Source organism: Microcoleus sp. FACHB-672 (assembly GCF_014695725.1).
Lineage (GTDB): Bacteria > Cyanobacteriota > Cyanobacteriia > Cyanobacteriales > Oscillatoriaceae > FACHB-68.
In genome coordinates this window covers 349,509-370,569 of the sequence record NZ_JACJOU010000019.1, presented here as the reverse complement: position 1 = coordinate 370,569, position 21,061 = coordinate 349,509, and the positions used below count along the sequence as shown (strand labels likewise).

14 protein-coding genes are annotated in these 21,061 nt (G+C 49.9%); 4 read left to right on the top strand and 10 right to left on the bottom strand.

Annotation, left to right across the window (positions count from 1 at the left end; genetic code table 11):
• Nucleotides 1-178: 178 nt before the first annotated feature.
• Nucleotides 179-775, bottom strand: a complete 597-nt coding sequence (locus H6F56_RS15120; protein ID WP_190669558.1) for a chromophore lyase CpcT/CpeT — start codon at nucleotides 773-775, stop codon at nucleotides 179-181.
• Between the two features lie 223 nt (nucleotides 776-998).
• Nucleotides 999-2,312 (bottom strand): esterase-like activity of phytase family protein, encoded by a 1,314-nt coding sequence (locus H6F56_RS15115; protein ID WP_309236535.1) that lies wholly within the window; start codon nucleotides 2,310-2,312, stop codon nucleotides 999-1,001.
• A gap of 189 nt (nucleotides 2,313-2,501) precedes the next feature.
• Between H6F56_RS15115 and H6F56_RS15110 the strand changes: the two genes are divergently transcribed.
• The 3 genes from H6F56_RS15110 to H6F56_RS15100 all read left to right on the top strand — a co-directional run bounded on the left by H6F56_RS15110 (nucleotide 2,502) and on the right by H6F56_RS15100 (nucleotide 5,973).
• On the top strand, nucleotides 2,502-3,785 hold the full coding sequence (locus tag H6F56_RS15110) for a tetratricopeptide repeat protein (protein ID WP_190669556.1): 1,284 nt from the start codon (nucleotides 2,502-2,504) through the stop codon (nucleotides 3,783-3,785).
• A gap of 386 nt (nucleotides 3,786-4,171) precedes the next feature.
• Entirely contained in the window at nucleotides 4,172-5,152 is a 981-nt protein-coding gene (locus H6F56_RS15105; protein WP_309236534.1) for a metal ABC transporter solute-binding protein, Zn/Mn family, read from the top strand.
• Nucleotides 5,153-5,154: 2 nt separating this feature from the next.
• A complete protein-coding gene (locus tag H6F56_RS15100) occupies nucleotides 5,155-5,973 on the top strand; it encodes a metal ABC transporter ATP-binding protein (protein WP_190669554.1) in 819 nt (272 codons plus the stop codon).
• 156 nt (nucleotides 5,974-6,129) lie between these two features.
• Here H6F56_RS15100 and H6F56_RS15095 read toward each other — a convergent pair whose 3' ends face one another.
• Nucleotides 6,130-7,911, bottom strand: a complete 1,782-nt coding sequence (locus tag H6F56_RS15095; protein WP_190669552.1) for a hypothetical protein — start codon at nucleotides 7,909-7,911, stop codon at nucleotides 6,130-6,132.
• A gap of 173 nt (nucleotides 7,912-8,084) precedes the next feature.
• Between H6F56_RS15095 and H6F56_RS15090 the strand changes: the two genes are divergently transcribed.
• Nucleotides 8,085-8,756: an SOS response-associated peptidase gene (locus H6F56_RS15090; RefSeq protein WP_190669550.1), complete on the top strand. Its 672-nt coding sequence runs from the start codon at nucleotides 8,085-8,087 to the stop codon at nucleotides 8,754-8,756.
• 638 nt (nucleotides 8,757-9,394) lie between these two features.
• Here H6F56_RS15090 and H6F56_RS27050 read toward each other — a convergent pair.
• The 7 genes from H6F56_RS27050 to H6F56_RS15055 all read right to left on the bottom strand — a co-directional run bounded on the left by H6F56_RS27050 (nucleotide 9,395) and on the right by H6F56_RS15055 (nucleotide 20,992).
• The gene (locus H6F56_RS27050; protein WP_190669548.1) at nucleotides 9,395-12,568 is read right to left on the bottom strand and encodes a DUF4114 domain-containing protein; all 3,174 of its coding nucleotides are present in this window, start codon (nucleotides 12,566-12,568) and stop codon (nucleotides 9,395-9,397) included.
• 752 nt (nucleotides 12,569-13,320) lie between these two features.
• A complete protein-coding gene (locus H6F56_RS15080; RefSeq protein WP_309236533.1) occupies nucleotides 13,321-14,643 on the bottom strand; it encodes a DNA cytosine methyltransferase in 1,323 nt (440 codons plus the stop codon).
• A gap of 82 nt (nucleotides 14,644-14,725) precedes the next feature.
• The gene (gene lpxB / locus H6F56_RS15075) at nucleotides 14,726-15,928 is read right to left on the bottom strand and encodes a lipid-A-disaccharide synthase (protein ID WP_190669916.1); all 1,203 of its coding nucleotides are present in this window, start codon (nucleotides 15,926-15,928) and stop codon (nucleotides 14,726-14,728) included.
• Between the two features lie 47 nt (nucleotides 15,929-15,975).
• Entirely contained in the window at nucleotides 15,976-16,791 is an 816-nt protein-coding gene (gene lpxA / locus H6F56_RS15070) for an acyl-ACP--UDP-N-acetylglucosamine O-acyltransferase (protein WP_190669546.1), read from the bottom strand.
• 190 nt (nucleotides 16,792-16,981) lie between these two features.
• Nucleotides 16,982-17,524, bottom strand: a complete 543-nt coding sequence (gene fabZ, locus H6F56_RS15065; RefSeq protein WP_190669544.1) for a 3-hydroxyacyl-ACP dehydratase FabZ — start codon at nucleotides 17,522-17,524, stop codon at nucleotides 16,982-16,984.
• Between the two features lie 69 nt (nucleotides 17,525-17,593).
• Nucleotides 17,594-18,469 (bottom strand): UDP-3-O-acyl-N-acetylglucosamine deacetylase, encoded by an 876-nt coding sequence (gene lpxC / locus H6F56_RS15060; RefSeq protein WP_190669543.1) that lies wholly within the window; start codon nucleotides 18,467-18,469, stop codon nucleotides 17,594-17,596.
• Between the two features lie 39 nt (nucleotides 18,470-18,508).
• Nucleotides 18,509-20,992 carry a BamA/TamA family outer membrane protein gene (locus tag H6F56_RS15055; protein WP_190669914.1) on the bottom strand — a complete coding sequence of 828 codons (2,484 nt, stop codon included), beginning with the start codon at nucleotides 20,990-20,992 and terminating at the stop codon, nucleotides 18,509-18,511.
• Nucleotides 20,993-21,061: the final 69 nt, after the last annotated feature.

Here is a 21,061-nt window from a genome sequence, read left to right as displayed (position 1 = left end):
ATGAATCTTGCTTGCCAATACTCGGTAAATGTATCAGGTTTGTGTACCCTGTGACATATTTCGCTTGGGGTCTGTTGGTATTTGTCGTTTGTCCTTTGCTATCAATCTTTTGTCTTTAATTGTTGACAAATCCCTTTAACTATGCAGTTAATTTTATCAAGCAAAGGACAAAAGACGGTTAAGCGCTTACAGCGATCTCATCAGCAAAACTGCCACAGCGGACAAATTCAAATGGGCCGGCAAGTGCACCCCAGAGATGTTCGTCGGTTTCTGGATCTCGTCCCCGATCATGGCTGACGAATTTGTGTTCATCAATTTCAAAGAAACTGTCAAGATAAGTCGTTTTTCCTTTACGCACCACAATGCAACCTTTACCCGGTTCCACTTCGCCTTTAAAGCCGTTCCCTGTCCAGTGAGTGATAAACGTGCAGCCTGGTAAGAGTTTCAGCCGCTCAACCGTGAGGTCTTTTAACCGTTCGCTTTGGCGAGAAGCCCCATAAAACTGTTCTTCTCCCTCAACCGCATAATTCTCAATTTTGATGTGATCCTCTGCCGGCACCAACTTTAAAACCCGCACTCGGTAAGGCTCATTGAGCATATAATCATACGCCTGCTCTAAATAAAGACTCATGCCACCGAGGAGTTCTACCGGCAGAGGTCGCATACAAACACGAATGTGGGCAAAAAAAGGAGGATTTTCAAAAGCTTGTTGCTGGTTGCTAAAGTCACAAGCCATCCAGCGGGCCAACGTGGCAATATCCGTCGAGTGGGTCATAACGATTTTGGATTTTAGAGTTTGGAAGTTGGGTTGTAAATAGTTGACAAAAAGACAGTTTTAGCGGCTTGACGGCTACGTGAATTTTGCATTCATTGCGCCCATCAGTGATATAAAGCGCGGGGAAAAAAATAACGAACCCAACTATTTTAAGGGTCTGCGTTCGCTTCTGATCCCATAAATAAAAAGGCCGGCCTTTTCAAAACCGGCCTGCCGAGATTCATCAATGCCCTTGTTTGAGACGAAACAACAAAAACTGCGTGACTTGCGCTTCATCGAAATTGTTATCACTGACCAAAAGTAAACTCTCTGTCCCATCTGGCAATCGAGGGCCAAGCGTCATCCCCTCCAAATTGTCTAAAGTAATTCCCAAAGTGCTCAAATCTAGCAATAACTTTTTCCTCACCGGCTCAATTTTTCGCAATTCACCTTTGAGACTGGCAATCCCAGAGGTATCTGTTGCCGCGCCGGTGGCCAGTTGATAAATCTTGCCCCCATACCCCAAGAAACCCAAAGAACGTTCCAAACCCAGAAAATGGCCACCGCGATTCAGCGTCAATAACTCAGTCAAACCATTGGCAACCGACCACCGTGGCCCTGTATCCATCAAATAGAGATGTTCAGAAATTAACAGTGGGGGCAGATCGCTAATTAAATAATGCATCAGCCGGTTTTTGACCTCTTGATCAGCGCTTGGCGGATCGCGATCCTGTTCCAGAGGCAACTCGGTGGCTGTAAACAGGCGAAGCGGTTCCCCAACGCCTGCTGAGTCTACCGTTAAAGATTCAAACCCCAAATTATTTTGCACCCCCTGCCGGTTATCAGGATTACTCCTATCGGGGATATAGCGCGGCGGGATGGGTAAATTTTGCTGCCACTGGCCGGTATTAAGATCGAATTTTTGTAAAAACGGAGGAATATCCAGATTTGCAATTCCTTCGCTGGCCACAAAGATGCTATTCGGCGGTGCGAAGGCAATTCCTTCAGGGTTGATCAAATCCCGTGCAAAGGGTTGGCCATCCTCACCAATTAGTTGGGTAACGCCTTCAACTTCAACATTTTGAATGCTAATTTCACCGGCACTGTCAGAATTAAGAGCGAGGCGGAGGGTGTAAAATCGAGCCGGCGCAAAGGCACTGGGATCGTCAGAGATTGCATAGAAGCGGTCTCGCTTGCGATCATAGGCAATACCGGATAAACCCCCTACGGGCGTATCCTCAAACGTTTGTGGGGGCAGTTGGTACTCGCCTAAAAATTCTAGGGACAGATCCAGAAAAATCCGTTTCTCAGCCGCTAGTATCCTTCTTTCCTGTGCCGGCGACAAAGTTTTTTCCTGCGCCGGCAGCGAATTCCCTTGTTCAGCGGTCACTTGGGGTAAAGTACAGCCGGTGAGTAAATTGGATAGAACAAGTGCCGGTACTAACACCCAAGAAACGAACCAACGAACGTTCAATCCCGTCTTTCCTAAAGAAAGTTTCGCCAAAACGCCTGATATAGCCCGATAGCAAGCGCTAATGTTTACAAATTCTCTGCTCACTTCAAAATCCAGAAGTCAGTGGTCAGTAGTCAATGGTCAGCAGCCTGCGGTCGTAACAACGGACAACTGACAAACGACAATTTAGATAAGAACAGCTCGCTTTCAATTTGGCAGCCAGCTGGCCTTTAAATATAAAGGCAACACCTACCCTTTACACCCTACCACCTAGCACCAGGCAAGATTGTGGATATGCAAACGTCGCTTGAGCAAAAAACTTTATTTTGGCCAAGCCGCACTCAAATTGTGAGGCTAGCTTGTTCCGCCGCCGGCATCCTTTTGCTGCTGTCGGTGGCAGCCGATCTTAGGCCGGTTTTTGCTCAGCAGTCCCAGCAATCTAAGCCGGATGAGCCTTATACTAGCCCCTTGGAGATTACCAAACCCGATCCCCTGCTGCCTCAATGGCCCTTAAAAAAGCCGCTAACTCCTCTAGAAGTTCAAGCTTTAACCACTGCACTAGATGAACTCAACCAGCAGGCAACTGCTCAGCTACAAGCGGGAAATTTAGCGGAAGCATTTAAAATCTGGTATCGAGAATTGCGGTTGCGCCGCTTTCTTGGCCCTCTGGCCGAAGTAGAAGCCTTAACCAGAGTAGCGAAAATTGCCCTAAGTCAAAATCAGACAACACAAGTCCAGCTGATCACCCAACGCTTGCAGGTCATTTATCTAGAAGCACAAGCGCAACCCCCCATTACTCCCCAATTGCTGCAAGCTTTAGGAGATGTGTTTGTATTGGTGCAAGCGAAACAATCCGCTGTCGATGTTTACCAACAAATTCTAGCCAACGCACAAGCGAGGCAAGATGTGCCGGCACAAGAAATTGCCCTGAAAACAATTGCCGAACTTTACTTTGGCGGATTAAACTTCTCTGAAGCAGCCGTTGCTTACGAGCAACTATTAGCAATTAGTGAAGCCAAAGTAAATCGCAGTGAGCAAACTCGCTTAGAAGAAGATACCTATCTCCAACAACTAGCTTTTATTTACGCGCATTCCCAGCAACACCAAAAAGCCCTAGATGTCCGCACAAAAATTTTAAATCGCTACCGAATTGCCAAAGATCCGACTCAAGTAGCAGCGCTTAAAATCGCAATGGGAGAAGATTATGAAGTATTAGGTCGGCTCGGCAAAGCTGCCCAATTTTATCAAGAAGCTTACACCTTAGCATGGCAATTGCAGCAATACGCGAGAGCCGGCGAAGCATTGCAAAACTTAGCCGCGCTTTATCTCTCACAGAACGAACTCGAAGCAGCATTGCAAGTTTATCAAATTTTAGTCGTTGTCGATCAAAGAGGTTACAACTTCTTTGGCATGATGGATACTTATGATCGAATCGGTAAAATATATTTAGCTCGTCAAGCTTTCACCCAAGCTCTAGCAGCTTTTCAAAAAGGATTAGAAATTGCCCAGCAACTAAAATATCAAGAAGATTATTTTTCTCGCCAAATTGAACTAGTTAATCAAAAACGATCTCCTTAGTCATTTACATTATTCATAAATATTAATTAAAATAACCATATTTAATTAATTTTATTGTTGAAAACAGAACAATTAAAGGTTTCATCAATTCACCCGCAGAACCCTGACAATAAGGATTAATCCATCTGTGTATGCATGACGGCACGCTGCGCTATCATTTGGGGTTACAAAATCTGCCCAAAACCCCAACATTGCAGTCATAAATTCCAACTCTTAGAAGAACTCAGACTCCAACCAACAACACATCTGCATTTATCTGCAGTTAAAGAAATCATCCCCAACCGGCACCCGAAGAAAAGAACATCAACACAAAATGAGAATAAATCTCATTCTTCATCTAGAATAAAAATCATACTCAAAAATTTTCCGCAGATTGTAGAAAAACCGTGAAAAGTCCCAACTTGCAGCACTTGCTGCCGGCATTATTGCTGCTGACTATCGCCACCGGCTGCAACCAAACCCCCCCCACACCCCTGTCTGACAGCCAAAATGCACCGCCTAGCTCAAAACAACTGAAAGTCGTAGCTACCTTTCTCCCGATCTATTGGTTCACCAAAGCAGTAGCCGGCGACAAAGCAGAAGTAGAAATTTTAATCCCCCCGGGCACAGAAGTGCATGAGTACCAAGCCACACCGGCAAACGTGCGATCACTAGCACAAGCAGATGTGCTCGTTAAAAATGGTTTGGACTTAGAAGAATTTCTAAAAGCAACCGTAAAAAACGCCCAAAACCAGAAGCTGAAAGAAATAGAGGCAAGTAAAGGCATTCAAACCTTACAGGAAATTTCCCCAGTCGTAAAGCCAATTGAGAGTGCCGGCAAAGAAGACACCGATCACGACCATAATGAAACTCAGAACGGAAGCGGCAACCCCCACGTCTGGATTGATCCAGTCTTAGCGAAACAACAGGTACAAAATATTCGTGATGGCTTAATTGCAGCCGATCCAGACAATAAATCCTCATATCAAGCCAATGCTGCTGCTTACATCCAGCAATTGGAACAGCTAGACAGCCGGTTTAAACAGCAGCTGCAAAAGTATCCCAACTGCACCTTTGTCACATTCCACGACGCCTATCCCTACCTCGCCAAGCGATATCAGCTGCAACAAGTCGCCGTTGTTAATATCCCAGAACAAAGCATTTCCCCCGCTGATGTGGGAAAAACCATTGCAGCCGTAAAACAATACAACGTCAAAGCACTATTTGGGGAACCGGGAGTAGATAATAAGTTGCTGCAAAGTCTTTCCCAAGACCTCAACTTAACCCTGCGTCCTCTAAACTCATTAGAATCTGGCCCGCTCGATCCGCAGCATTACTTTACAGCGATGCAAACCAATCTGCAAACCATTGAATCTGCCTGTCAATAGACGTGAGCAACCTCGACCGGCCTAACGGTGGCCCATTACCCTCTCCAAACCTCCAGATCCCAATCCTGAAGGTACAAAATCTGACGGTATATCAAGGCAACTATCCGGCGATTCAGGATGTCTCATTTGAGTTGCAACCTGGAACGGATACAGCGATTGTTGGCCCTAATGGTGCCGGTAAAAGTACGTTGGTGCAAGCAGTTTTGGGTTTAATTCCGCGCACAGCCGGCCAGATCCAACTATTTGGTCGGCCTATGGAACGGCTGGGAAACCTGTGCCACCAACTCGGCTATGTGCCGCAAAACTTTCTCTTTGATCGCTCATTTCCAATTACTGTCTGGGAATTGGTGGGGTTGGGATGGGTGAAAGGGTTAAACCATCAAAATCCAAAATTTAAGTGGTTTTGGCAAACCAACCCAGAAAAAATAGCAGCAGTAACCGCTGCCTTGCACCGAGTAGATGCTTACCGGCTGCGTCACCAAGCCATCGGCACCTTAAGTGGTGGCCAGATGAAACGGGTGTTGCTGGCGTATTGCTTGGTTTGGCCACGCCGGCTGTTAGTGCTTGATGAAGCATTTGCCGGCGTAGACGCGCAGGGAGAAGCGGAGTTCTACGCCTTGCTTAACCAACTCAAACGCGAACAAAATTGGACAGTGCTGCAAATTTCTCACGATTTGGATATGATTTGCCGGCATTGTGATCGCGTTATTTGCCTTAACCAAAGAGTCGTGTGCACTGGCCAACCCGACATTGCTTTAGCGCCTCAAAACTTGTTAGCCACTTATGGGCCGGCCTTTAGCCGGTATCACCACAACCACTGAATAAACTAGGGATAACAGCGTTACGATTTCAATCTGTAGGAAAACAAGTCTAACGACAACCGACTTCATCAGAGTCTTGGCAGTTAGACACCGATGCCCCATGCCCCTACCTTTAAGTTGGCGAAGCCTTGACCCATGCCCCATGCCCATTTTCTATTAAAAAATAACAGTAGGAGCAAGGGGAACAATACCCGGAACTTCTCCGCCCAGCATTGCTCCCTGGCAGTCCACCATTGTGGCACCATGCTCAAGTAAAACTTTGAGAAGTTCTATTTCAGCACGGCGCGGCATCATTGTTTTCCAAGCCTTGAGTGCTTCCAGGATGCTGGCAGGAGTGATAGCACCATCTTTCAGGTGCGCTGCCACATTTTCGTTATCTCCGCCCCAGCCTTTTGGGACAATTCCCCACGGGATGAGTACGGTACTTTCAACATCATTAAGCAGCGACTCCAGCCGGCGAAAACGCTTTGCCTCATAACTGTTGGGGTTGCTATCAAGCCAGCCTTTCACCACAGAATCGTTGACAACTTCATTCTCCAACCGCCTGCCAGCAGCAAATAAAGCCTGACTGGAATCCTTGACACAAGAAGCTGCTGGCGTGACGAGAGATGCCCCATTTCCCCCGCCGGCGCGGTATTTGGCGGTCATCAGTGCCAGTTCTTGTAAGATGACAATGAGGGGATTGAACGTATGATTGCCTAGCCGATAGGGAACCGTCAGTTCTGGAAGTCGCACCAGCACATCAGAAATCGGCAGCGTATACATCCATCCGTGTCTCAGACTGCCCATATATAAATGCCAACGCATTGCGCCGGCAATCACACCCTCGCGGTTGTGCGCATAAACTTGCCGGTATACCAGATCAAAGCGCAACTCGCCGGTAAACTCATCCCTCACAACCTTGGCAAAACCAAACGCAAAGTGTCCCGGAACGATTCCCAACGGCACCTTATCACCTCGTTCGCCGCCTCGCCATCCATAGGTGTGAACCACAAGCGCTACATCACCGACAGACCAAAGTTCTTTCGTGCGCTTTGCAATTAGCGCCGGTGTTCTCTGCTTAAAGGGAACCACTCCACCATTATTATCTAAGAGCGTTCTTTCAACTCGCTGAAGTGGGATGTTATCCCACTTCAGGTCAGTAATATAATCGCGGCTTTCGTCCCTTCCGATTACCATCCGCGTTGGTACAAGTTTGAACATCTCTGCCGGTTCCAAAGCCTTTACTGTGAAGGAACCAGAAGCATCCTGTGAGCCATAAATATACCAACCAGAAGCATTTAGAGAAGATTTTTCAATATTTTTGATAGAAGTCTGCTCAATACTGGTTCCCGGTAAAACTGTGCCGGCATCGGGGAGGGCAATCACTTCTTCTGGGCCATCAAAACTACGGCTGCTGGGGTTATAATGCCTGACGCGGTAGCGCTTTTCTCCTGCCGGTGCGATAAATCGGCTCAGCGCCTTGTCAATGCCGGCAATTTGATACGGTTCGTCTCCAATCGCCAGAACCCAGGAATTCCCATCTCTATCTGCGCTGACAACATCCAATTCTACTTGCACATCATCAATCGAACTGCCACCGGCTAAGGACTCCAGAGGACTAACTTTTGACCATCCATCCAGCCGAATGGGGTGGATAAAATGATTTTCCTCCATACTCTTACGAGTAATCTCATCAAAGTGGATATCAATAACAGCGCGATGCAGCCACTTGCGGTGACAAGAGGTGGAATGCCAAGTCACCCAGACTTTTTTGCCTTTAAGCTGGGCGTGGGAATCTGGAGTATTCTGAACTTCCAGATAAACTCCGCCATCACTTCGCCTTTCTGGGAGAGAGGGCAAAATCAGCCGTCCACTCCACTTCGCAATTGGGCAGTAGAAGTTTTTACGCTCTAAGTTAATATTCATAAATTCTGTATCACCAATACTTTCAGGCATATCAACCTGTTTCACTCCCGCAACCGCAGTTCAGCGTATTCCTGTAGGGCTTAGGTGTTGTTTTTTAACAAACGCTGGCTGCCTATTAGCTAAAATAGCATCTGCACTGAAGCAAATTTTCTCGATAAACTCGTCATACTAGAGCTAGCACTCTTACTTCACCAGCCTTAACGATGTGTGGACGATATAGCTTGAGCGTGCAAGCCGAGAAAATAGCTGAATACTTTGCGATTAAAGACGTACCGCAGGTGCCGGTGCGCTACAATATCGCACCCACCCAACAAGTCGCAACAGTGTCTCTAGCAGATGGACAAACTCACCGGCAGTTTCAGTGGATGCGCTGGGGTTTGATTCCAAGTTGGGCGAAAGATATTAAAATTGGGGCGCGTTTGATTAATGCTAGGGCCGAAACCGTAACACAAAAGCCGGCCTTTCGCAGTTCTTTTAAACGCAAACGCTGCTTAGTCATTGCCGATGGATTTTATGAATGGCAAAAAGTCGGTAAGCAAAAACAGCCCTACTATTTCCAGATGAAGGACGGTTCACCGTTTGCTTTTGCCGGCTTGTGGGACTCATGGCAACCCCCAGAAGGCGAAACGATCATATCCTGCACCTTTCTGACAACAGTGGCTAACGAAGTTTTGCAGCCGGTGCATGACAGAATGCCGGTGATTTTGCAGCCTGAAGCCTACACTCAATGGCTTGACCCTCAAAACAAGAATCCAGAAGAACTTTTGCGACTACTGGGACCCTATCCAGAAGCAGCTATGAAAACTTATCCAGTCAGCACCTTAGTCAATAGCCCCACCAACGATGTACACGAGTGTATTGAAGAGAGCGCTTAAATTGAGCGTGTTCACTAAAAATTATTATCCTAAATAATTACAAAAGTGAGGGATAGAAACAGCAAGTTTATTCCATTTTAAATGTTATCAAGCTTTCCAAAATTAGAAGATTTAGGCGAAGGATATCTAGTCAAAATTTATTAAGTTTTTTTAGCAATTTTGATTAAATTTAAACCTACTCAAAAAAACTTCTAGCAAATTCGTAAATTAAATTCTTTTGGCTGGCCCTAATCTTGCTAAAAAAGGATTATCAATCGTTTCAAAAACTCAATTGGCTATTATCCTTCTTGTAAAGAAGACTTCAGCTATTAGGCTGGAAATTGATGTCCAGGTCTTTAGGCAGTAAGGCTATCAGCCCAACGTCGGCAATTAAAGTTTCGTGACTTACAGCTTAAGTCAATTGAAACGAACTGAAAGCTTATTGATTTAAAAACTAAAAAGAAAACACCCCAGTCAATTACTAATCGTTTGGGGTGTTTAAGGGTTTGAAGTTCATTCTGTTTAGGAATGTTTCAACCTGTAAATGCTTTTTTTCGGGTCAAAATTTTGTATCCACAATTGAGTTTTACAGGTCGAGTCGAGATGTTGTGAGCAAGAACTGGGGGCGAAGAAAGTAAGCCGCCCCCAAGTTAGCTGTTTTAGATCAGAGTGAAATCAGCGCTGGTGATTGAGCTGGCTTGCACACCTGTGAGGGTAGCTACCAGTTCCTCGCTGCCGGCAATCTTGATCAAGGTGTCGTTAGCTTGCGCGTCGCTGCCTTGAACAATCGTTAACCCTTCGAAGGTTAAACCGGCAGACAAGCTGAAGGTATCTTGACCGATGACGAAGTCAACGACTGTGTCAGCACCCATACCGGACTCGAGTGTGAAGACATCGTTACCTTCACCACCGATAAGCACGTCTGCGCCGCCGCCACCGATGAGGATGTCATTACCCATGTCACCGTAGACAACGTCATCACCCAGGTCACCAGTGATCCAGTCAGCGTCTTGACCGCCCCGGATAATGTCGTTACCTTGGCCACCATACAGACTGTCGTTGCCGGTGTTACCGTTGAGAACGTCGTCGTTGGTGTTGCCGTAGATTGTCTCATGACCGTCGCCGCCAACGATTGTGTCATTACCTTCACCGCCCAGGCCCATATCAGAACCCAGGTCACCCTCGATCATGTCATCACCGAGGTCGCCAGAGCTGGTGTCGTCGCCTTCGCCAGACAAGACAGAATCGTTGCCTTCACCGCCGTAGGTCGTATCGTCACCTGTGCCGCCATCCATGACATCATCGCCGGCGTTGCCGTAGCCAGAGTCGCCACCATCGCCAGCAGTGATAGTGTCATTACCGCCACCGCCGAGGCAGGTGTCTATACCGGCATCACCCGTAACGCTGTCGTTACCCTCATCACCCATAGTGGTGTCGTGGCCTTCGCCACCGAGGACTGTGTCATTGTCGCCTCCACCTGAGTTGATGTCATCGCCGGTGCCACCGTCGATTACGTCCTCACCCTCATCTCCACTACCGGCATCGTTGCCGTCGCCACTGACGATCGTGTCAGAGCCTTCTCCGCCTTGGCAGGTGTCAGAGCCGCCTTCACCCTCGATTACGTCGTCGCCTTCATCTCCACTGGCGTCATCGTCGCCGTCGCCACCGCCTAGTGTGTCATCGCCTTCTCCACCTTCGCAGGTGTCATCGCCTTCTCCACCATCAACGCTGTCTTCGCCGGTGCCACCATCAACGCTGTCATTGCCTTCTGCGCCTTCGCAGGTGTCATCGCCTTCTCCACCATCAACGCTGTCTTCGCCGGTGCCACCATCAACGGTGTCATTGCCTTCGCCACCATCAACGGTGTCAGAGCCTTCTGCGCCTTCGCAGGTGTCATCGCCGGCGCCACCATCAACGGTGTCGTTACCGATACCGCCATCAACGGTGTCGCTACCGTCATCGCCACTGGTGTCATCGTCGCCTTCGCCACCTACGATGGTGTCATTGCCGCCGCCACCTACGCAGGTGTCATTGCCGACATCACCTTCGACAGTGTCGTTACCGTCACTGCCATCAACGGAATCGTTACCTTCACCGCCGCCAGCTATATCGTTGCCGACACCACCGATGACTGTATCGTTGCCGGCATTCCCGTCGATATCGTCGTCACCCTCTTCGCCGTCGATGTCGTCGTCACCTTCGCCGCCGGTAGCAGTGTCGTCGCCACCACCACAATCTAAGGTGTCATTGCCGGCTCCGCCGTTTAGGGTGTCACTGCCTTCGCTACCAGTTAGGGTATCGTTGCCGTTGCCACCACTGTTGCCGCCGCCTGGGAACTCACCGCCGGTGTTGCCGCCGCCTGGGAATTCGCCGCCGGTGTTGCCGCCGCCTGGGAACTCGCCGCCGGTGTTGCCACCGTCTGGGAGGTTTGGAGGAAGTTCACCGCCACCGCCGGTAGGTTCTTCGCCTTCGCCGCCGGTAGGTTCTTCGCCTTCGCCGCCGGTAGGTTCTTCGCCTTCGCCGCCGGTAGGTTCTTCGCCTTCGCCGCCGGTAGGTTCTTCGCCTTCGCCACTGTTGAGGTCTTCTATGAGGGCTTGACCGGCTTCTTCCTCGCGCCAATCTTTATCGGGGTTGATATATTCATCAATGGAGGGTGCTTCTCCAACAGCACCCTCGACTCTGATGATGAAGTCGTTGTAGTCTGCATCTGAGTTTGGGTTACCAACATACACGTCTTCCATGACGAAGACGCTGCCTTCGCCGGTGACATCTGCAAGCTGGCCAACCTGTAAGGCATCATCAGGGTTGGCTGTGGCTATTGAGAATAACGGATACTCGTCACCACTCAGGGTTGGATCTTCAGCGAGTCCTTGCACTGTGCCATTGGGCGAGAATATGACGCCAAATGTACTGCCGGCAGCCATTTCAAAGGTTTTTGGCCCAGCATATTCTCCTTCGTTGAAGTTTTCTTCCCAAGGCAGCTCTCCCTCAGACTTGGCTCCTTCTTCGGCATCTTTAATGACCACATAACCCTGAGCAGAGTTGCTCACAGCTCGAGTAGCGGCTTCTTGGATAAATTCTTCAGACCCAGGCTCAAACTCTTCCATCCCTTCCAGGTTGAAGATGCCGACTTCGCCTTTATAGTCTCCGCCGTCCCACTCATAGCTGAAGCTAACTTCGCCGCTTTCTCCAACTACGAAGGTTCCAGATTCAAATGTAGAGTCGCCACTTGTTGGGGTGGTGGGGCCTTCGCCGCCAGGTAAGGTGCTTTCGCCGCCAGGTAAGGTGCTTTCGCCACCAGGTAAGGTGCTTTCGCCACCAGGTAAGGTGCTTTCGCCGCCAGGTAAGGTGCTTTCGCCACCAGGTAAGGTGCTTTCGCCGCCAGGTAAGGTGCTTTCGCCGCCAGGTAAGGTGCTTTCGCCACCAGGTAAGGTGCTTTCGCCGCCAGGTAAGGTGCTTTCGCCACCAGGTAAGGTGCTGGGTTCTTCAGCGCCACCTAAGCTGTCTGTGCTGGTGGTGCCTGGTAAACTGCTCTCGCCGGAGGTAGCAATGATGGTATCGTAGTCGACGGCACCTTGTAGGGTATCGCTTTCGCCGCCAGATAAGGTGCTGTCGCCTGTTGTGTCGGTGCCAGTGCTGCCGTCTATAGAGCTAGTGTCGGTGCTGCCGTCTGTTGTGTTGGTGCCTGTTGGTGTCAGAACGGCTGTCTCGTCAACCGGCTCGGTGGGGGTTGTTGGCTCGGTGGTGGTGCCTCCGGTGAGGGTATCGCTGGCGGTGCCTCCGGTGAGGGTATCGTTGGTGTCGCCTGGTAAGGTTTCGATCGTCGTTTCCATGTTGAATCTCCCTTGATTGACTCTTCTATTAGGATTTGATATTGGCTAGACCAGCCTTAGATGCTAATACCCTAAGATGCTCGCTCGTTCTTAGTTACTTCTTAGAAAAGAGCGTTTTATTTTGCCCTTTCCCCTCAAGACGCCCCCGATTTAGAAATGTTTCCCCGTTTCAAAAAAAATATTTTAAAGAAACGGTAAAGCTTTAAGCAAAGGCTTTTTGAGCTTTTCTTTTGACAAATCTTCCCCTCGGGCGATGCTCAAAAATAAATGTCCTTGACTTCTTTATTTAACCCTATTACTCCAAATTAGTTTTCAGTTAATACACCGATTTCTTGGAAACAAGTTTGGCTAAAGTTAGGTGTTTACTAAGTGGTTATATTGTGCTTCAGTTAATACGCGGAAGCCTTTTATAAAGTTATCTTTATAATTTAAGTAAACTTACGGAGCTAACATCTTTAGTCTCAGGGTGTTCTTTTTAAAAAAAATTCTACCTGAGTAAGGGCCATCTCCAAAAAATTAAGATTTTTATTTTAATTATGCAAAGAAAGATAAATATAAATCCTATATTCAGCAAGGCTTTTGGAAGATATTACTAGGGAAAGGATAGCAAAACAGAGAAAAGGAAGGGCTAGAGATAGCCAGTAAACTTTGCCGGCGGGCCGCGATCAGCTGCAAGCCGTTGAAAACCTCGCACTGCTATGGGACAAAAAAACCAACCTGTTACGGCTGGTTGGGGTGATTACAGAATCAATTCACATCGTCTTCAGCAAATGGGCTTCCCAATAGTGATTGGCTAGTGACGGACTCATCCTTAGCAAATCTGGGTTTCCCAAATCAACCGGCACATCTGGAACTTGTAACTCAACTTCCAGCGCTTTAATCACTTCACCGGCAACCGCACGTCCTAGCAGGGGTGGCAGCGCGTTACCCACCTGTCGAAACCCATGCCACTTCGTCGTGTGGAAACGAAACCAATCTGGAAACGAATGCAGCCGCGCCGCCTCGCGCACAGTAATCACTCTGGGGTGCAAAGGATGGATCGGACGAGGAGACGTATGCCGGCCTCCCTCTCTGCCGGTACCGGCACGCAAAGGGCTACAAAGTCCTTCCATATCTAAGCGCCGCAACCGGCTGTTATTTTCCACCTTCCCCATCGGCGTGTCTTTAAACCGCTGTACACAATCAGGAGTGTGCGCGGTTCGCAGGCAGCCCGTTATAAGCTGCCGGTTCCACAGCCGGTGATAAGCGCAATCCGCTCGATCGCGAACCAAGCCCCGTAGGGAACGCACATACTCACTCGCCCCATCTTCCAAAGCCTTCAGTTGTGCCTCCGGTAGCAGCAACTCATCGGTATCCAGCAATTCAGGAAACTCATCTACATCTGGCAAATCTGCGATCGCATCCCTTACCGTCACCTTGCGATCTATAAGGGGTTCTGGATAAGGTAACAGAACTTGACCGCAACGAGACCCCAGCAAAAACATCCGTTGCCGATCTTGCGGGACGCCAAAATCCGCCGCATTTAAGACTTGCACCGGCAGCGTAATTTTATATCCAGCCGCTTCTAACTGCGAGATCAACCGTTCTAAAAAATCTGTGTACTGGTCTGTCACCAGACTTGGCACATTCTCCATAATGAAATATCGCGGTTGCAATTCACACACCACCCGTGCGAACTCAAACACGAAATCATTCCGCTCATCCTCAATAACCCCTTTGCCCATGATGGCAAACCCTTGAGAAGGTGGCCCGCCAATCACCAAATCAATTTCACCATCCCAAGCAGATGACTGCCGCTGATTTGCTGCAACCGGCAATGACGTCCAACTTTGCGCTGCGGTATCTGCAATCACTAGACTCGACAGAGTAGAGATATCAGCGCACAGAACCTCTGTATAGGGGAAATTGAACGTATAAACTGCTGCGTGAACCGAGTCAACCTCCACCGCTGTTAACACATCAAAGCCAGCTTGCTCAACCGCCAGGGAAAATCCACCGGCACCTGCAAATAAATCGACTGCAAGGGGTCGCCGATCAGAATGGTATTGAGACTTGGGCTTTAAAATTTTGGTCACATTGAAGATTAGCCGTGACAATGCAGACGGGGTTGCTTCCCATTAAAAGTTAAAAAATCAATTTGAAAAGTTAAGAATTCTTTTATTTTGAGAGCATCTGCAGAATAGACTGAGCTGCGCGATCGCACACTCCTACGTCTCCCAGGTTGGAGCGCATTTCCTGGTAGGCTTTCAGAGTTTGCTGACGCCGGCCTTCATCTAGTAAAAGTTCTAACGCTTCCCTGACAATGTTTGCCGGTGTTGCTTGCTCTTGCAGCAACTCTGGTACTATCGGCTGCATTTGCACCAGATTCGGCGGTGACATAAAGGGAATCGAAAAATTAAACAGCCGGCGCGCAACCCAATAGGTGAAGGGATGGACTCGGTAAAGCACCACCAGCGGCACATTCAACAAAGCGATTTCTAAATTAACCGTACCCGATTTAGCGATCGCCAGATCCGCCGCTGCCAGCACGTCCTGAGACTGACTGGTAACTAAAGTCGCCCGTAACCCGTAATCCTCAATTGCTTGTTCTATGGGACGTCTGAATTTCTCCAGAGACAGGGGAATCCAAAAATGAGCTTGCGGCAATTTCTCCTGAATTTGCTGGGCTGCTTCACAGATTGCCGGCAACAGGTAACGCACCTCTTGCTGTCGGGATGCCGGCAGCAATGCTATCGCAATCGCATCTTTGTCAATACCCAAATTAGCCCTCGCTTGTTCGCGAGAGGGGAAGGTTTGCAAGCGATCAACCAAAGGATGACCTACCCAGCTCACTGTTGCCCCCTGCTGTTGAAAATAACGCGCCTCCTCTGGAAAAATCGCCAGCAGCCGGTCTGTGACACTGACAATTTGCTCTGTATAGCGCGGGAAAGGCGACCAAACCCACATTTGCGGCGCAATGTAAAACACCACCGGCACAGCGGGTAAATGCCGCTTTACATAGCTGCCGATCGCCAGATTAGGACCCATATAATCAATCAGCACGATCAAATCGGGTGGGTGTTCCCGCAGGTATCGCTTTGCTTGGCGCTGAACTTGCAGCGTAGGCAAAATATAGGGTAAAGATTCCAAAAGCCCGACAGAACCAATCGCGCTGGTATTGCCTAACAGGGTTGCGCCGGCCCCAGCCATGCGTTCGCCCCCCAGTGCCACAATTTCTAATTTGATGCCTGTCGCATTCGCTTGCCGGTGTAAAGCCTCGATTAACAAAGACCCTTGCAAATCACCCGACACCTCGCCGGTGCTGATAAAAATTCTGAACGGTGAGGGAGTGTTCGGAGGTAGAGGCAAATTCAACACCATATTTTCCGGCGATTCTGTGCCCAATTGCCCCTCTGGGTTGCCATTCCTCACTCCTCACCTCTCATGTGAAGACGCCGGCCTGGCATTGGCCCACGCCGGCCTTTCATTTGAGACAGTTGCAGGAACCGGCGCAAATGTTGCACGTATTCGTTTTCGGGGAATAAATCTAGCTGTTCTAGGGCTTCGTTCAGTGTCAGCCCAGAACGGTAAATAATTCGGAATGCTTTCTTAAGATAGCTGCGATCAGTCTCTGTCAAACCGGCCCGCTTCAGGCCAAGCGAGTTCAGCGTTCGCACCCGTGACGGGTTGCCCTCAATGAGCATATAAGGCGGCACATCCTGAACAATCCGGGCCACACCCCCGATCATCGACAATCGCCCGATATGGACAAACTGATGGATACCCCCAACGCCCCCAATCGTAGCGCGAGATTCAATATGGACGTGGCCGGCTAGGGACACCGCATTGGCAATTACGACGCCGTTTTCTATCTCACAGTTGTGGGCCACATGAACGTAAGCCATGAGCAGGTTGTTATTGCCGATTGTCGTTATTTCGCCAGCGCCGGTGGCCCGGTTAACTGTCACGTACTCACGCAGCCGATTGTCGTTGCCGATTTGTACGCAACTCAAGGAACCATCATATTTAAGATCTTGGGGTTCTAACCCAATGGCGGCACCTGGGAAAATTTGATTGCGGGCACCAATTTCCGTTTTCCCTTCAATGACGACGTGGGCACCGATCGTCGTTTCCGGGCCAACTTTTACTAGATCCCCAATGACTGCGTAAGGTCCCACCTGCACTGTCGGGTGCAGTTGAGCTCCGGGATGGATGACAGCGGTGGGATGAATTAAAGTCTTCATTTGTCAGTTGTCAGTTGTCAGTTGGTAGGGGCGGGGTTTGTTTATACGTTGTCTGGAATTGAGTAAAAATTGTCTGCTTGCGCCCGCCCGTACAGTGGTCAGTTGTCTTTAGAAGCGATGAGTGAGTTGCGCCAACGAAGGCAGCGTCACTTTTCCCTTACCACTGACGACCGATCAATTAACAGTGTTTTCAGTCCACCAGGGAGAACAATAGTTCGCCTTCTGTAACCCGCTGGCCATCTACTTCAGCACGGCCCTGCATTTTAGCGAACCGGCGGCCTTTGACGCAGATCAGTTCTACTGTCATCACCAGCTGATCTCCGGGTACGACAGGTCTGCGGAACCTGACTTTATCAATGCCGGCAAACATAAACAATCCGGGTGGCAGATTGGGCAGTTGCGTCATCACGACCCCGCCAACTTGTGCCATTGCTTCTACAATCAGCACTCCCGGCATGATCGGGCGTCCTGGGAAATGTCCCTGAAAATGGGGTTCGTTGATACTGACATTTTTAATCCCGACAGCCATTTTTTCCGGGACATAGTCAATAATTCGATCCACGAGGGAAAAAGGATAGCGGTGGGGGAGAAGTTTATGAATTTCTTCAATGTTGAACACAGTTTTGGGTGATGCCGGCACCGAAACGCTCTGTGCAGCCTCGCTGGCCGATTCAGGCTGAGCCGAATCAGGGGCAGAGGAGTGATTGGAATTAAGATCGCTCAGGGTGGACATGAGTAGATATTGATTTTGGATTTTAGATTGTAGATTTTAGATTGGGGATGAATCTGGACATTACCATATCTAAAATCCCGAATGCGACTGGGCCAGCAACCGGGCAAGCTGTATGTGCAATTTGTGACTTGCTTTGTAGGCTAAAAAGTGAGCTGAGGGAAAAGCTCCCAACAAGCTAATATCTCCTACTAAGTCTAAGATTTTATGACGCACTGGTTCATTTGCAAATCTTAGTGGTGGATTTAGCCACCCGCTGACGTCGCAGACAAGGGCATTATCTAAACTCCCGCCTTTAATTAAACCCTGTGAACGCAGCTGCTCGATTTGGGCGGCAAAGCCAAAGGTTCGAGCCGGCGCGATTTCGGTGGCGAAGCGCTCGGTTGCCGGTGTCCAGCTATACCACTGCTGACCAATTGCCGGCAGATCAAAGTCTATGCCGTAGGTAAAGCGCGTTTGTGGGGCCGGCAGCGCTGCGACAAAGGCATCTCCTTGATGCACCCAAACCGGCTCTTGCAGGATTGGGGTTTTAGGAATAGAGGTTGGGTCATTTTCTCCCACAACCCCCACAGAATTGATCGCCTCTACCCACGGATAAGCTGAGCCATCGAGCAGCGGCACTTCTGGGCCATTTATCTCGATTCTGGCGCTATCAACTCCTTGTGCTGCCAAAGCGGCCAACAGGTGTTCGACCGTTCGCACACATGCGTCTCCATTGCCAAGTTCTGTTGAGAGAGTGGTTTGGCGCACAAACTCGATGCGGGCGGGGATCACAGGAGAACCGGCCAGATCCACTCGCACAAAATAGCGCCCCTCATGGCGTGAAGCCGGCAGGACTCTGACTTGAGTTTGAGTGCCGGTGTGCAGTCCTACACCCGACAGCTCAAACGGTGCCTGAATAGAGTGCCCAGTCCCTATTTCTGAGTTCTCTGTTAAAGAAATAGTCATGCTTCACGACATCTCATTTTTGACTTCTCACTGGAGACCTTAAAATCTTTCTCCAATTCCAAAGTGAAAGCGGCCCTCTCCTTCGTCATTAAAGCCATAATCCACGCGGATCGGGCCTAAAGGAGAGTTGATGCGAACACCCAGACCGTAGCCAAAGCCACTTCCTGGCTTGTCTCGTACCCCTGCCGGGTTGCCCGGTACAGAAGATCCTGTGCCGAGGTCGGTGCCAAAATCGGCAAACAGCGCCCCGCCTACAATCGCAAAAATTGGGAAGCGATACTCCGCAGTGGCTTGAATAAAACTGCGACCGCTACCCAAGTCGCCTTCGTCATAACCCCGCACTGAGTTACTGCCGCCTAAAGCAAAAGCTTCGTAGGGGGGCAGATCACCGACCACTGTGCCGGCTTGAACATTAAAAGCTAATGTCTGTGGCCCCTCAGAAAAGCGAACGTAGTTAACGGGAATGTAGTAGCTATAGCTGCCCCGTAGACGATTGAGTAAGATGCCGCCTTTACCAATGGGCACGGACTGCTCCGTTCCAAAACGCAAAACCGACCCTCGGGTTGGTTTTGCGCGGTCGTCGCGCAGATCCCGCACAAGTCCAAACTGCAAAGTTGTCAGGTCGTCTTTGCCGTCGCCGCTAAAGCTCAGTTCATTCCCCAGCTCATCTTCGGGGCTGATGTCGCCATCGGAGTTGCGGATGGTCACTCGTTGGTACTGCAAGCCCAAGGATGCCTGCCAATCGGCATTTAGGGGGTCTGGCCCTAGGGGGCGATTAAACGTGACGCCGCCACCCAAACGCAGAAGACGCGGGCGATCTCCATCGGGAAGATAGACTTGGTCTTCGCCGCCGGTGTAGATCAAAGAAATTGACCGGCGTCTGAAGCCATTCACGGTATAAGAGGTGCGGTAAGGGTCACCGGCAATCCAGGGATCTGTGAAGTTTACGTCGAACAGTAAGGCGCGTTCACCGACTTGCAGCTGGGCACCTAATTTTTGATTGTTCCCCCCTAAGTTTTGCTCTTGATAACTGAGGGTGCCAAATAGCCCTGTGGCGGAACTGATCCCAGCACCCGCCGCTACGGAGCCGGTGTTTCTTTCTGTGACATCGAGAACCACCGAGACTTTTCGCGGATCTTGGCCTGGATTTAGTGAGGGTTCAACTTTTTCAAAGATGCCCAAACCAAATACTCGCTGCAAGTCTGAAACCAGGGTATCTCGATTGAGCACGTCCCCTGCTTGGAGCTGCATTTCCCGCGTGATGATGAATTCGCGGGTCCGTCCATCAACGGGGTTGCCTTTATCATCGGTTGTCTCGCCTTCTTCTGTCAGGAAGCGGACTTGGATATCTTCAATGATCCCTTCGGCTACTTGTAAGATGACGGTGCCCTCGGCATTGACTTGTGAGGCGTTAACGACCTGAGCCAAGATGTAGCCGTTCTCTTGATACCACTGATTTAATTGTTTGACGCCTTCTTGAAACCGACGCAGGTTGAGAATTTCGCCGTACTGCTCGCCAAAGATGGTGTCAATCACGCTTTGAGGCACTACTTGTTGGCCTTCGCCGGCAGGGACGACATTTACCGTCACATTCCGCAATACGGGGTTCTGCTGCACCGCAAAGGTCACCCGCACGCCTAAGGGGGTATCCTCTGGCTGATAATCGACTGCGCCGAAGAAGCCGGTGGCAAAGATGGCATTCACATCTTCTTGCAATTGGCATCGATTTGTGGTGCGACCGGGTTGAGTGCGAATGGCTTGGTAGATTTTATCTTGCAGTTCTCCTTCCACACCACTAACGACGACCTCTGCGACTAGCACTTGCGGGGCGTTGGGATCGGGGCAGCGATCAGTGGTGGGTGTTGGAGCGGGTCCCGGCGCGGGTGGGGCTGTCTGCTCTGGTGCAGACGGAGTCGGCGTGGGCGCAGTTTCCTCTGGTGCAGACGGAGTTGGCGTGGGCGCAGTTTCCTCTGGTGCAGACGGAGTCGGGGTGGGCGCAGTTTCCTCTGGTGCAGACGGAGTTGGCTCAACGTCTGGGTTTTCCTCACCCGCCCCTTGTTCAGGAGATGGGGGCGTCTGAGCAATGGACTCTAATGCGGCAATCGCTGCCCATGTACTCTGCGGAGTCGAGAGATTAAGGATTCTAGATGGGGGGCTTATTCTCCGTTCTGTATTTTTGTGCCCCTGTGCCGGCACATTTTCTTTACCTAGATCAGGAGAAGTTTGAACCGGCAACTCTAGCGCTGATACGGCAATCGGCTCAAGAGCCTCAGCCCCAGTCAGTTCTCCAGAAGCGCTTGTGCTACTGGGGGCGAGGGGTTCTGCTTGGCCGATCAATTGCCACAACTCACTCATCGCGTCTGGGTTGCCCAGTGCGTCCCCAGTTTCAGACTGGGCCGGCATTAAGCCTGCCAGTTCAGAATTAGACTGTGTGAACCTGATGGTTTGCCCACTGACGGGGTTCGATAAACTCAGGGTGGCTGAAGCCGTCACAATTGCCACCCATACCGGAGGTATCCGCATTTTGCTCACGTTTTTTTCCACTCCCACACACCTTTGAGATCAAACTCCGAAGGCGAAAACACTTCGGCT

Coding starts and splice junctions, on each gene's coding strand:
- H6F56_RS15095 (WP_190669552.1), bottom strand. CDS start 7,911: ATGCCTGAAAGTATTGGTGATACAGAATTTATGAATATTAACTTAGAG.
- H6F56_RS15090 (WP_190669550.1), top strand. CDS start 8,085: ATGTGTGGACGATATAGCTTGAGCGTGCAAGCCGAGAAAATAGCTGAA.
- lpxA (WP_190669546.1), bottom strand. CDS start 16,791: ATGAAGACTTTAATTCATCCCACCGCTGTCATCCATCCCGGAGCTCAA.
- H6F56_RS27050 (WP_190669548.1), bottom strand. CDS start 12,568: ATGGAAACGACGATCGAAACCTTACCAGGCGACACCAACGATACCCTC.
- fabZ (WP_190669544.1), bottom strand. CDS start 17,524: ATGTCCACCCTGAGCGATCTTAATTCCAATCACTCCTCTGCCCCTGAT.
- H6F56_RS15110 (WP_190669556.1), top strand. CDS start 2,502: ATGCAAACGTCGCTTGAGCAAAAAACTTTATTTTGGCCAAGCCGCACT.
- lpxB (WP_190669916.1), bottom strand. CDS start 15,928: ATGGTGTTGAATTTGCCTCTACCTCCGAACACTCCCTCACCGTTCAGA.
- H6F56_RS15120 (WP_190669558.1), bottom strand. CDS start 775: ATGACCCACTCGACGGATATTGCCACGTTGGCCCGCTGGATGGCTTGT.
- H6F56_RS15055 (WP_190669914.1), bottom strand. CDS start 20,992: ATGCGGATACCTCCGGTATGGGTGGCAATTGTGACGGCTTCAGCCACC.
- lpxC (WP_190669543.1), bottom strand. CDS start 18,469: ATGACTATTTCTTTAACAGAGAACTCAGAAATAGGGACTGGGCACTCT.